Below are 11,882 nucleotides of genomic sequence, written 5' to 3'. Positions count from 1 at the left end.
TTCAATCTTAAAATCAATTTTTATGGAAGAATTAACCGGCCGGCTTGTGGTGGTACATCCCCAGCTGACAACAGATCCTGTTTCCAGACAGGGTCAGATAGGTGTAATTGCAATAGCGGATCTTCAAAAAGATAACATTAGCGTCGGCTTTGGTGGTGGCCCACTTGGCAGGTATTCCTCAGATGCCCTCCTTGTGCTAAAGGATAAAAGGGAGCTTTATCAGGATATTATGACTGGGGTAAAGGATATGGATGCCGGTACTTTTAAAGACTTGCTCGATATTAATATGAAACAGGAGTATTCAGATTATGGTCACATCTCTGCTGCGATGAAGATTGCTGTCGAAAATCCAGAGGTGATGAAAAGGAGCATGATTTCCCTGGAGGACTATATTTCACGAAATCACAATATAAATGTCAGCGAAGCGGTTTCTTTTGAGCGTTAGGCTTTTGGCAGGCGTACTTCTCATTTTTGTTTGCTCTTCTCTATCCTGCTACTCCCAAATCTCCTTGCCTTTGAATTCAATAAAGGTAAATAGCGCTTTTGGTAAAAGGATACATCCTATTACCCATTTTGCGGATTTCCATCGTGGCATTGATCTTCACGCAAGAAATGAGCCTGTATTTTCTTTTCTTACCGGAAAGGTATCCGGCGTAGGCTTTAATCCAATTCTGGGAAAATTTATAAGGATTGATCATTCAGGCCTTGAAAGCATATATGGCCACCTCTCCATTATTCTGGTTCGAAAGGGCGAGGAAGTCCGTTCTGGGGAAGTTATAGCGGTTACGGGATCTACCGGTAGGGTGACTGGCGAACACCTGCACTTTAGTTTGCGCATCGGGGGAGTCTACATCGATCCTGTAAACTTTATTCTTCGCTACTATAAAGTAGCCAAAATTAATCAAATAAATTTTATGGAAAATTCAGCCTATTTGACCCTAAGGCAAAAACTGGAACTACTCGCCATGGTAGAGGAAGTGGAACTGAATCAGGACGAGGCCTGGGTTTACGGAATTGGTTTTGCGGATACGGAGGAAGAGCAAGATGGATAAAAAAGATGTTCATAAACCCCTGCACGTTCAGGTTGCCGAGAAAGTAATTGAGGCACTCCGCGCCGGAACCGCACCCTGGCAGATTCCATGGGATTCAGCGGGCATGCCTCTTCTAATGCCTTACAATTTTCAGAGCGGCAATAGATATAAGGGAATCAATGCCCTATCACTTTTGATGGCAGGTAGGGAAGATCCAAGATGGATGACCTACAGGCAGGCAGAGGAAAGCGGAATGCAGGTGAGAAAGGGAGAGAAATCCATGCTCATCCAGTTCGTTAAAACAAGTGATGAGCGAACCAGGCGCGACGCTTCAGGAAAGGTTATGCATGATGAGCTCGGAAAGCCCATAAAGGAAACAAGGGAACTTCCCCATGCCATTGTTCGCAATGCTTACGTGTTTAATGCCGCGCAGATCGAGGGCATGCCCAAACTGGAAAGAGAAAAGCCAGGCACCAAGTGGGCACCGGTTGAGCGGGCAGAGAATCTCATTGCCTCCTCAGGCGCAGTAATTTTTCACCAATATTCCGCAAATGCCTTTTATGACCCAAAAAGGGATGCTATTACGCTTCCCTACAAGGACTGGTTTTCTGAAAGCCACAAATATTATGCTACACTGCTCCACGAACTGGGACACTGGACGGGGCATCCAGACCGGTTGAACCGAGACATGGGTAAAGGCTTTGGGGATGCGAGCTATGCCAGGGAGGAGCTCAGGGCAGAAATCGCTTCGATGCTTATTGGACAGGAACTTGGTATAGGCCATGACCCGGGACAGCATTATGCCTATGTGGAAAGCTGGATATCGATTCTGGAGAACAATCCTTTTGAGATCTTTTCTGCTTCCATGGATGCCGAGCGTATTCTTGGCTATATCATGGATATAGAAAGAAAGCAGGAGATTACCAATGAAAAGGTTTCCCTGAATGCGATGCAGCCTGCTCCCGGAAAAGCTTCTGGGTATCTCACCACGGGAGATAAGATTCCATATAACGGATCGGTCTATGAGGTTCTAGGCCATTTAAAACAGGGAAGGCTGAAGATGCATGAAAGCCTGAACGGCAATGCATTTAAATTGGGCCGGGAAGATAAACTCTACGCAGCGCTTTTATATCTCAAACGCGAAATGGGTGCTGAGTTTCAAAATGATAAGCACACTAACCAGATTGGCGAAGCTGTGAACCAATCACATCTTGATTTAAACAGATAAAACGAATTTATGAAAAATATAATTATCGAGGAGGCCCTGCCCGTTGCAGAGCTATCCAGGCTAGGGCTATACGACGGGACCAGGTACTTATTGGACGACACAGACATTGCTGCACTTCTTTCGGGCAGGAGAACTTCTTTAGTGAACCTAAAGAATCTGGTCAGCGAGGCTTTTGCTATTGATAGCCTGGATGCTAAGCTATCCTTAAACCTGGATGAAGATAGTCTCCACGAGATAAAATTGCATCCTATTTACAAGGAGCCGAAACTGTCTCCGGATTTATTGGATGTTGAAGCTGATGCGCTGGTCGCAGGAGAGGTTAAGAATATTGCAAAACCCATTAATTTTCCTGATGGCACAAATAGGACTATCGTATTTGAATATGATAGTGAAACCAGGGAGTTCATTTCCTATGATCCAAAAGGGGTAGAGGTTCCATTTCAGATCAACGGAGAGAAACTAGATGTAAAGAAAAGTAAGGATTTTGCCCTAGGACGCATTGTGCAGCTAATCGATGGGACGATGATTCAACATAGGGCCAGTGAGCCCAAGGGGATCGTAGCCAGCCGTACAGCACTTATCTTAACTTTTTTGAAAGACGGTAAAGCCGCGGGTTTTTTATTAAAAGATCTCGCTCCCATAATGGATTCAAGTATTCATCAGACTCCCTTTTCACTAGGCTTTGAATCAGCATTCCTGGAATTGAAAAAAAAACGATGGCGCAATTTCAGACGAGATGTTGCAGCAGAGAGAACTCGATGAGTTCAAAAACGAGTATAGCCGCGGCTATAGTCATGGCATATCTAGATAAATATGGACAGAGAATGGGTTATGTGCGATGGTTTCGCATACCTGATTCCTTACGGGCTGCCAGAGATATGTATCCGTACCGTTTATCTTTTTTATGAAAAAAGGGATTGTCTAAAAGTTCTGTCGGATGCTACCTCAGTCAAATTTCGGGATGCCGCGCTGGCAACGTTTGGTTTTCTTGCTCTTCCGGAAGGTATAATACGCATCAGCTTGGTATTTCCCAATGCGAAATTCGTGACTGTATTCGGAGATGATCTGCCTGCAATCGTATTAACCTGTAAGATTTCGCTATGGCTGAAAGGATTTGACGCAACTTTTCTGGTTTTATCCCATCATGTGGTTTTCACTTTTAAGTCATGCGAATTTTCATGTGCGGAATCACTCTTTTCACTTAATAGGTTTTGTAAGATCACCGGATTTAGGACTAATCTAAGGCCTTTGCAAATCCGGTAAAATCCATTCCCATGATTCCAGAAATTTTCAAACAGGATATAAGTCTCGATATCCGGGTATTTGGATTCGATGTCAATGTCAATTATGTGTACAACTGGCCCAGCAAAAGAAATGATGAAAAAGAGCCAACCGTTGTACACCTGGAGTTTCGCTCAGATTCCAATATTATATCCGGTACCGGCTACCGGTCACATTTTCTCTTTTCTGCTTTTTTAAAGGATTGCGGATATGCGTCCATCGAGGAACTGGCAATCTCCCTTGGCGAACACCTCGCCCGGGAAAATGGCTATAGCCCTCCCCAGCCTGAGCGACAGCTTAGCCTATTTTGATTAATTAATAATATATTCTTATGAATGAACAAAATTTGGATTATCTAAAAAAGAGCCTGGATTATCTGGGCTTTGGAACAAAACTTAACGATGTTCTTGAATCAGCAATTTCCAGGGAACTCCCTGCTTTTACCCTCGGAGTTACGCAAAGCTACACATCTGCCAACGCCAAAAAGAATCCTGCAATTGGTTCCGATCAGGTCAGGTTCATGCTGAATTTCAACCGCTCCAAGCAGAGCGATATGTATTTTCTGAACGATTATGAGGTAACTCTGAATAAGGCCGGAAGTGCCTTGCCTATCAGACAAATCTTTGATCTGGAAAGGGACAACCGGATTACGGTGCTACAGGCCTATAAACTACTCTCTGGGAACTCACTTGAACGGGATGTTTACACCAAATTGGAAAACAGTGAGGGTTCGGAAAAGAAAAAGGTTTGGTTTAAGCTCAACCTTGATGTTCAGGATGCCTACGGGAATCATCCCCTGAAAAAATTCTACCCCGAATTCAAGTTTGAGCTATCTGATGCCATAGACAAATATCCGTTCAAGGGTCTTACTGAACTTGGAAAGGATGGTATGATGAAAATGCTGAGAAGTGGCCATCTGGCACCGGCCGAGATGATGGTGGGTAAGAAAGCCGTTGCTGTAATGGTAACCGCGAATCCCCAGTTTAAGGGACTTGATATTTATGATAAGAACATGGCCATTATCCGCCAGGATGAAATCTTTCCTAAAAAAGAAGAGCAAAAAGAAAGCACGGCCTCGGCTGAGCAAAGAACTTCCCAAAAAAGCGAAATCGATGCCAGCCATACAGAAGAGCGGTTTCCATGGGAAAACCAGCGGGATGGTGATACCTCCCAAAGCGAGGAAATAGGAAGATAATCTTTTGTAACAGCAAAGAAAAAATGAGAAAGCTTTTAGCTAAGATAGACCGCATCCGCGCAAGCGGATGGGTTACCCTTGATCTTAAGGAAGATCACCTGCTATATAACTTAAACGGCAAGCGCTTTCAGGTAGAAAGTATGGCCACGCCCGATATCAAGTGCAGGGTGTCGGTAATGATTGAGGGTGAAAAAGTTGATTTAAGCATTGACGACTTGTATTAGAATTTATGACCAAACTAAAATTAAGAACCCCCATAAGCTATTATGGGGGTAAACAAAAATTAGCCAAACGCATTGTTTCGGTAATTCCGCCACATGTGCTTTATTGTGAGCCTTTTATTGGTGGCGCGGCGGTATTCTTTGCTAAAGAACAATCAAAGGTTGAGGTAATTAATGATACCAATAAAGAACTGATGAATTTTTATAGGGTAGCGAAGGAGGATTTTACTTCACTTGAAAAGGAGATCAGGATCTCTCTTCATTCCAGGGATCTGCACAGAAAGGCTTCGGTGATCTATAACAATCCGGATATGTTTTCGGAGACAAAAAGGGCATGGGCAGTCTGGCTGACTTCATCACAGAGCTTTTCTTCGCAGCTTGACAGCAGCTGGGGATATGATAAATCAGGTAATACCACCACAAAAAAAATAAATTCCAAGAAAGAAGGATTTGTTGAGGAAATGGCTATCAGGCTCCAGAACTGCCAGATAGAATGCGCAGATGCGCTCTACATCATCGCAAGCCGCGATACCTCAGATAGTTTCTTTTACTGTGATCCGCCCTACTACAACTCTGACTGTGGTCACTATGATGGTTATTCTGAAGGGGATTTTGAAGCCCTTCTTTTTTTACTGGCCGGAATAAAAGGTAAGTTTTTGCTCTCTTCCTACCCATCTCCACTATTGGAAAAATATGCCAAAGAACATGGCTGGCATCAATGGTCGGTAAAGCAACAGGTCTCCGTTAATGCAAAGGGAGGAAAGCAGAAAAGCAAGACGGAGGTGCTAACAGCTAACTACCCGATAGACCTAAAGACGGAATTTGGAGTTTGAAAGTAAAGGAAATAAACCCAGAATTGCTGGCACTTTATCATGGTTCGCTTGGACTGGACGGTGGGAAAATAAACATCCAGTCCGGTAAAGGAGTTGGCTGGAACGCTCTCACTCTCGGAAATGCATTTTATACTTCAATAAGTGAGGACGCCGCCTGCCTTTTTAGCCATCTCGTACTCCAGAAGTCAAGATTGAAAGGTGAATCGGGGTTTGATAATCTTGGATATGCCAAAATCTATAAGATAACACTCAGCAAGGATGCCAGCATTTTGGATGCTGACAAAGCTCTGGACGCATCTCGCGTCCGGAGTATTTTGCTGTGCGCAGGAGTTTCCGAGCGATACCTAAATCACCGGCACGATGACCAGCTCTCTGATTTTTACAAGGTTGCTGATCTGCTCTGCTATGGGATGGACTGGGAAGGTAACCGTAATGAATATCTTACAAGGGTACTGGGTTACGACGGACTTTTAATTAAAGAGAGAGCCTGGGAAAACTGGGATTATTATCCATCAGGCATTGGGATTGACTGGGATAAAACAAACGACCCGAAACTTTGGCCACCAAAAACAGTCGCGATATACAATACAGATAGTGTAGCGGGATTTGAGGTAATCCGCGATGGCGTAATTGAATCTTTGGCAATAGATCATTCAGATTTGCAAAGATAAATTATTAACAGGAGACTCATGTGCTCATCTCAAAATGCGAGTACATTAATGATAGATGCACCCCAGGTTATGCCTATTTGCATCTATTTCTAACAGGAGCGTAATTAAATGTGATTATCCAATCCTGTTATTCTTCAGAATACCGTTCGAAAAATATTTGTTACTCAAAATAAACGTCATGGATATGGAGTTTGATTTAAATATAGAAACTATTGTGCGCCAGCATGATCTAACGATCGAAGAGGTGCTTTCAAAGCAAATGTTTTCACATTTCACCGAGCAGCAGGCTAAGGATGTGATCCTTACTATCAAAAAAATGTCTATAATCATTTTTAATGCAAGTGAAAAAAAGGATCAAAAAACTTGGTAAATTAATTGATTATTAGTATCTTATAATGTAATAAAAAGAAGTAATATTTATGTCAGACATCTTTTTTTTCGACTCATTTGCAAAAGGGAAACAAAATAAAAAAGTTTCCAAAAGCTTGGAATGCGTTATCTATACAAGGGTTAGTAGTAAAGAGCAGGCTGATAATTTAAGCCTGGGAACCCAATTGAAGGCATGTATGCTATACGCAGAGAAATTTGGGTTTAATATTGCCGCTCAGTTTGGGGGAACCTACGAAAGCGCTGAGAACGATGAGAGAAAGCAATTTACCGCCATGCTTTCTTTCGTGAAAAAATTCAAAGGAAAAATATCTTCTATCTTAGTGTATAGTCTGGAGAGGTTTTCAAGAAATGACAACTCAATCTGGCTTAGCGGAGAATTGAGGCGCTTAGGTATAGAAATAATTTCCGTAACACAACCTATTGATACCTCGAGTGCTTCGGGTCAGATGCAACAAAAGTTGTTGTTCCTGTTTGGCGAGTTTGACAATCAATTGAGAAAGCAAAAATGTAGTGCTGGTATAAAAGAGATGTTACTGCGTGGTGATTGGCCGACTAATCCCCCTTTAGGATTTGAGATTGACAGATCGAAGAACAAAAGGCAGATTGTTATAAATGGGAAGGGAAGGCTCATTCGTCAGGCCTTTGAATGGAAAGCTTATGAAAATGTGTCAAATGAGGTAATTCGCGATAGGTTGGCGGCTAAAGGACTAAAATTGATTCATCAGCGTATCTCAGAAATCTTTAGAAATCCATTCTATTGTGGCTTGATGGTGCACAATATGTTGGAGGGACAAGTGGTTGTGGGCAATCACGAGAAATTAATTAGCAGGGAACTTTTCTTAAAGGTTAACGGTATGCTAGATAAGATTCCCCATGGTTTTTCACTAAATGAAGAAAATGTGCACATTCCTTTGAAGCGCTTTATGGTATGTGCCGAATGCGGGAAGCCGTTGAGTGGCTACCTCGCACGCAAAAAGAATATACATTATTATAAATGCAAAACCAAAGCTTGCTGTAATAACAAAAATGCTGATTCTCTTAATTCCAGATTTGCAGACATACTTGATTTCTTTAAAATTGACATTGCCAAGGAATATATAGAACTATTGGTTGAGCAGGTTGCTGCAACATTTAACCAGTTGACTCAAAATAAGCAAGCGGATCTTTTAGAGTTGGAGAACAGCCACAGAGAAGTGAAGAAGAAGGTGGAGCGATTAGAGGAAAGATATATTGAAGAAGATATAAGTCAGGAACTTTACACAAAGTACCATGAGAAATATTCGGACGAAAAAAGAGAAATTGAGCGGAATTTGCTCATCCTGTCTAATAAAAGTTCGAACCTTTTAAAATGCGTTAGGTTGGCTATAGAATATGCCACTCAGCTACCTTTAAACTGGCTTTCTGGTGATTACCATACTAAGCAACAACTCCAAACATTACTGTTCCCTAGTGGTATGAGTTATGATAAGAAAAATGATAAAGTTCGAACCACTGAAATAAATTTAGTGTTTTTGTATATAGCTTATTTTCAGCAACTTATCAGTAAAAAGAAAAGAGGCATACCAGAATTATCTCTGGATTATGCCTCTTTTGCCGATTCGGTAGCGGGGAGCAGGATCGAACTGCCGACCTCAGGGTTATGAATCCTGCGCTCTAACCATCTGAGCTACCCCGCCGGGTAAAAATATTTGCTTATATTATCAAATATTTAGGTGGTTATTTTTTGGAGTTGCAAATATAGAATAAATTACCTTTCTTTAGAAAAATAAAATAAAAAAAATACGTCCGGATATATTCTGGTAATGAATTAACATGGCAGAAAAGAAAAAATTTACGCTTGAGTACGAGGTTAAATCTTCACCACGAATTTTGTATAGCTTTATAAGTGAGCCAAATGGCTTATCGCAATGGTTTGCCGATGATGTAAATTTCCGTGATCAGGTTTACACCTTCACTTGGGACGACGAACAGCTTAAAGCAAAGCTTGTGTCTATCAAAGAGAATAAATTAGTGAAGTTTAAATGGCTTGATGATGAGCCGCAGTGCTATTTCGAAATGGAAATTGTGCAGGATGAACTTACTAATGATGTTGCTCTTGCCATAACCGATTTTACCACCGATGATTTGTTGGCTGAGAAAAAATTGATTTGGGATAACCAAATTGACTATTTGATTAGCGTTTTAGGTGCATAGTTTAACGCTGCATTGCTTACCTTTGTAGGGTGAAAAAAATACATCTTCTTCTTATTAAAGCATTCATTAGGCCTTTCCTTGCCACATTTTTTGTGGTGATGTTTATTCTTTTAATGTTTTTTCTATTTAAGTGGATTGATGATCTGATTGGTAAAGGCTTCGAATGGTACACCATTTTGGAACTGATGTGTTATGCTTCGGCAGCCAATGTAGCCATGGCGTTGCCGCTCTCTGTACTGCTTTCTTCTATCATGACATTCGGAACGCTGGGTGAGAATTACGAACTTGTCGCCATTAAATCTGCAGGAATTTCCCTTCAAAAGGCCATGAGGCCACTCTTTGTGGTGATTATTATGCTCACCATCGGCTCTTTTCTGTTTTCAAATTATATGCTTCCAAAAGCCAATTTGAAATTTAGCTCATTATTGTACGATGTTAGAAATAAAAAGTTGGCCTTCTTGATCAAGCCCGGGGTCTTCAATAATAGCATTCCTAATTATTCCATTCGCGTGGATGCAAAAGATGAGGATGGAACGCTACATGGCATCATGATTTATGATCATAAAGGTACCAACGGCATTCCAAAAGTGATCATGGCCAAAGAAGGGCAGATGAATAAAACTACTGACGGCAAATTTTTGGTCTTAGAGCTTAAGGATGGCGTTCAGTATGAAGAGCAATCTAATACCAGCGGAGCTTACAATCCCCGGCAAGTTTTATATCGAAGCAGATTTAAAGAAACAGCGCCGAAATTTGACTTGTCATCTTTTGAAATGAACAGGACTGATCCGAATGCTTTCGGAAACAGCACCCCAATGTTAAATTTGAAAGGCATTGTTAGAAAAAGAGATTCATTAACGAAGCAACTTGATACACTTAACAGGCAATCAAGCCGTGTGGCAAGCAATACCTTCAAACAATTTAATACCACGAAAGGATATACAAAAGTAAAAATTGCCCCTATTGTTATTGGCGAGATTACTTTAAAATCTATTCCTAACGGAAGTAGAAAAACAGCAGTTGATAATGCATCGAACATCGTTTCCGGGATGGTGCAAAATCTTTCGAACACGGCTCCCAGATATGATGATTTGATGGGTGAAATTATCTTTACCCGGGTAGAATATCAACGTAAATTTACGCTTGCCGCCTCTTGTATCCTGCTGTTCTTTATTGGTGCTCCTTTGGGTGCTATTATCAGAAAGGGCGGAATGGGATTACCTGTGGTTATTGCTATTTCCTTCTTTTTGGTCTATCATATCATCACGACGGTGGCGGAGAAATCTGCTAGGGAAGGTAATTTGAACCCCATATTTGCCATGTGGATTGCCGTTATTGTGCTATCGCCATTGGCTGCATTTTTAACTTATAAAGCCACTGTTGATTCTGCACTGTTTGACGTAAACTATTATAAACAGTTTTTCAAAAAACTCCTTCGAATTAAACAGAAATAAGCCCAAATATCATTTACTTCCAGATGATATTTATTTCATCAAATTGCTCATTTAGATTGTACCTTTGTACCTGTAAAACATTAGCGAAATAACCTGTTTTGGGCGAAGCTAATGTTATTACCTATATGCTTTTATACAAATGCAAACAAAATTAAACACCATAGAAGAGGCGATAGCCGACATCAAAGCTGGTAAAGTGATCATCGTTGTAGATGATGAAAATAGAGAAAACGAAGGTGACTTTTTAACCGCAGCAGAGAATGCCACGCCAGAAGTGATCAACTTTATGGCAACCTATGGGCGAGGTTTAATTTGCGCTCCGCTCACTGAAGAGCGTTGTAAAGAATTAAAACTTGATTTAATGGTGGGCAAAAATACCGCCGCTTACGAAACTAATTTTACAGTATCGGTAGATTTAGTTGGTCATGGTTGTACCACAGGGATTTCTGCCAGCGACAGATCAAAAACCATGTTGGCACTTGTTAACCCTAAAACCGATCCGGAAGAATTGGGTAGACCAGGACATATTTTTCCTTTAATAGCTAAAGATGGTGGGGTAATTCGCCGTGCTGGTCATACTGAAGCCGCAGTAGATTTAGCCCGCCTTGCCGGGATGAAGCCTGCGGGTTTATTGGTAGAGATTTTGAAAGAAGATGGCGAAATGGCCAGACTTCCGGATTTAATGAAGATCGCCGAGCAACATCAGTTAAAAATTATTTCGATAGAAGATTTAATTGCGTATCGTTTAAATATTGATAGTTTAATTAAGAAAGAAGTTACTATTGATTTACCTACGGCGTGGGGCGATTTTAAAATGAGCGCTTATACTCAACTCGACAATGGTGCTACACATTTGGCCATATCAAAAGGCGAATGGGGCCCTGATGAGCCGATTCTGGCTCGCGTCCATAGTTCATGTGTAACTGGTGATATTTTTGGTTCTTGCAGATGCGATTGCGGACCTCAGTTGCACAAAGCTTTGGAAATGATCCAAAAGGAAGGCAAAGGAATCGTTGTTTATATGAATCAAGAGGGTAGAGGCATTGGACTCATAAACAAACTTCGCTCTTACAATCTTCAGGATGCAGGTTTTGATACAGTTGAGGCCAATATTAAATTGGGTTTCAAAGGCGATGAACGCGATTATGGCGTTGGTGCTCAAATTTTAAGATCAGAGGGTGTAACTAAAATGCGCTTAATGACTAACAACCCTACAAAAAGAGCCGGGCTAATTGGCTATGGTCTCGAAGCGGTAGAAAACATTCCAATCGAAATTGAAAGTAATGTTCACAATGAGCGCTATTTGAAAACAAAAAGAGATAAAATGGGTCATTCTATTATGAAAGGATAGGTTGATTTTTGGTTGGCAATTTTCAGTTAATAAG

General features: G+C 41.2%; 14 protein-coding genes and 1 tRNA gene. 14 read left to right on the top strand and 1 reads right to left on the bottom strand.

The window, feature by feature from the left end; genetic code table 11:
- Window positions 1-22 precede the first annotated feature (22 nt).
- From ACZZZK_RS08860 to ACZZZK_RS08810, 11 genes are all read left to right on the top strand, one after another.
- Entirely contained in the window at window positions 23-445 is a 423-nt protein-coding gene (locus ACZZZK_RS08860) for a hypothetical protein (RefSeq protein WP_056095029.1), read from the top strand.
- Window positions 446-515: 70 nt separating this feature from the next.
- Window positions 516-1,052 (top strand): M23 family metallopeptidase, encoded by a 537-nt coding sequence (locus tag ACZZZK_RS08855; protein ID WP_197413307.1) that lies wholly within the window; start codon window positions 516-518, stop codon window positions 1,050-1,052.
- Entirely contained in the window at window positions 1,045-2,259 is a 1,215-nt protein-coding gene (locus ACZZZK_RS08850) for an ArdC family protein (protein WP_463483829.1), read from the top strand. The genes ACZZZK_RS08855 and ACZZZK_RS08850 overlap by 8 nt, the downstream gene beginning before the upstream one ends.
- Before the next feature lie 9 nt (window positions 2,260-2,268).
- Entirely contained in the window at window positions 2,269-3,021 is a 753-nt protein-coding gene (locus ACZZZK_RS08845) for a DUF4099 domain-containing protein (RefSeq protein ID WP_463483828.1), read from the top strand.
- A gap of 512 nt (window positions 3,022-3,533) precedes the next feature.
- A complete protein-coding gene (locus ACZZZK_RS08840; protein ID WP_056095014.1) occupies window positions 3,534-3,851 on the top strand; it encodes a hypothetical protein in 318 nt (105 codons plus the stop codon).
- A 20-nt stretch (window positions 3,852-3,871) separates the two neighbouring features.
- Window positions 3,872-4,735 carry a hypothetical protein gene (locus ACZZZK_RS08835; RefSeq protein ID WP_463483827.1) on the top strand — a complete coding sequence of 288 codons (864 nt, stop codon included), beginning with the start codon at window positions 3,872-3,874 and terminating at the stop codon, window positions 4,733-4,735.
- 23 nt (window positions 4,736-4,758) lie between these two features.
- Complete coding sequence (locus ACZZZK_RS08830; protein ID WP_056095008.1) at window positions 4,759-4,959, top strand: hypothetical protein; 201 nt, start codon at window positions 4,759-4,761, stop codon at window positions 4,957-4,959.
- A 5-nt stretch (window positions 4,960-4,964) separates the two neighbouring features.
- On the top strand, window positions 4,965-5,789 hold the full coding sequence (locus tag ACZZZK_RS08825) for a DNA adenine methylase (protein WP_463483826.1): 825 nt from the start codon (window positions 4,965-4,967) through the stop codon (window positions 5,787-5,789).
- The gene (locus ACZZZK_RS08820; RefSeq protein WP_056095002.1) at window positions 5,786-6,460 is read left to right on the top strand and encodes a hypothetical protein; all 675 of its coding nucleotides are present in this window, start codon (window positions 5,786-5,788) and stop codon (window positions 6,458-6,460) included. The genes ACZZZK_RS08825 and ACZZZK_RS08820 overlap by 4 nt, the downstream gene beginning before the upstream one ends.
- Before the next feature lie 178 nt (window positions 6,461-6,638).
- Complete coding sequence (locus ACZZZK_RS08815; RefSeq protein ID WP_463483825.1) at window positions 6,639-6,830, top strand: hypothetical protein; 192 nt, start codon at window positions 6,639-6,641, stop codon at window positions 6,828-6,830.
- A gap of 49 nt (window positions 6,831-6,879) precedes the next feature.
- Window positions 6,880-8,493 (top strand): recombinase family protein, encoded by a 1,614-nt coding sequence (locus tag ACZZZK_RS08810; RefSeq protein WP_369817107.1) that lies wholly within the window; start codon window positions 6,880-6,882, stop codon window positions 8,491-8,493.
- On the opposite strand, the gene ACZZZK_RS08805 is transcribed toward ACZZZK_RS08810, so the two are convergent.
- Window positions 8,453-8,526 (bottom strand) — tRNA-Met (locus tag ACZZZK_RS08805). The genes ACZZZK_RS08810 and ACZZZK_RS08805 overlap by 41 nt on opposite strands.
- Before the next feature lie 136 nt (window positions 8,527-8,662).
- Here ACZZZK_RS08805 and ACZZZK_RS08800 point away from each other — a divergent pair.
- From ACZZZK_RS08800 to ACZZZK_RS08790, 3 genes are all read left to right on the top strand, one after another.
- Window positions 8,663-9,043, top strand: coding sequence for an START-like domain-containing protein (locus ACZZZK_RS08800; RefSeq protein ID WP_029284154.1), 381 nt, complete (start codon window positions 8,663-8,665; stop codon window positions 9,041-9,043).
- 29 nt (window positions 9,044-9,072) lie between these two features.
- Window positions 9,073-10,497 (top strand): LptF/LptG family permease, encoded by a 1,425-nt coding sequence (locus ACZZZK_RS08795; protein ID WP_463483824.1) that lies wholly within the window; start codon window positions 9,073-9,075, stop codon window positions 10,495-10,497.
- Between the two features lie 139 nt (window positions 10,498-10,636).
- The gene (locus ACZZZK_RS08790; protein WP_056851522.1) at window positions 10,637-11,848 is read left to right on the top strand and encodes a bifunctional 3,4-dihydroxy-2-butanone-4-phosphate synthase/GTP cyclohydrolase II; all 1,212 of its coding nucleotides are present in this window, start codon (window positions 10,637-10,639) and stop codon (window positions 11,846-11,848) included.
- Window positions 11,849-11,882: the final 34 nt, after the last annotated feature.

The organism is Pedobacter sp. AC163 (genome assembly GCF_979258665.1).
Note: the sequence above shows the minus strand (reverse complement) of the source record. Positions and strands in the feature narration are given on the sequence as shown.

Coding starts and splice junctions, on each gene's coding strand:
- ACZZZK_RS08860 (WP_056095029.1), top strand. CDS start 23: ATGGAAGAATTAACCGGCCGGCTTGTGGTGGTACATCCCCAGCTGACA.
- ACZZZK_RS08850 (WP_463483829.1), top strand. CDS start 1,045: ATGGATAAAAAAGATGTTCATAAACCCCTGCACGTTCAGGTTGCCGAG.
- ACZZZK_RS08845 (WP_463483828.1), top strand. CDS start 2,269: ATGAAAAATATAATTATCGAGGAGGCCCTGCCCGTTGCAGAGCTATCC.
- ACZZZK_RS08840 (WP_056095014.1), top strand. CDS start 3,534: ATGATTCCAGAAATTTTCAAACAGGATATAAGTCTCGATATCCGGGTA.
- ACZZZK_RS08835 (WP_463483827.1), top strand. CDS start 3,872: ATGAATGAACAAAATTTGGATTATCTAAAAAAGAGCCTGGATTATCTG.
- ACZZZK_RS08830 (WP_056095008.1), top strand. CDS start 4,759: ATGAGAAAGCTTTTAGCTAAGATAGACCGCATCCGCGCAAGCGGATGG.
- ACZZZK_RS08825 (WP_463483826.1), top strand. CDS start 4,965: ATGACCAAACTAAAATTAAGAACCCCCATAAGCTATTATGGGGGTAAA.
- ACZZZK_RS08815 (WP_463483825.1), top strand. CDS start 6,639: ATGGATATGGAGTTTGATTTAAATATAGAAACTATTGTGCGCCAGCAT.
- ACZZZK_RS08810 (WP_369817107.1), top strand. CDS start 6,880: ATGTCAGACATCTTTTTTTTCGACTCATTTGCAAAAGGGAAACAAAAT.
- ACZZZK_RS08800 (WP_029284154.1), top strand. CDS start 8,663: ATGGCAGAAAAGAAAAAATTTACGCTTGAGTACGAGGTTAAATCTTCA.
- ACZZZK_RS08790 (WP_056851522.1), top strand. CDS start 10,637: ATGCAAACAAAATTAAACACCATAGAAGAGGCGATAGCCGACATCAAA.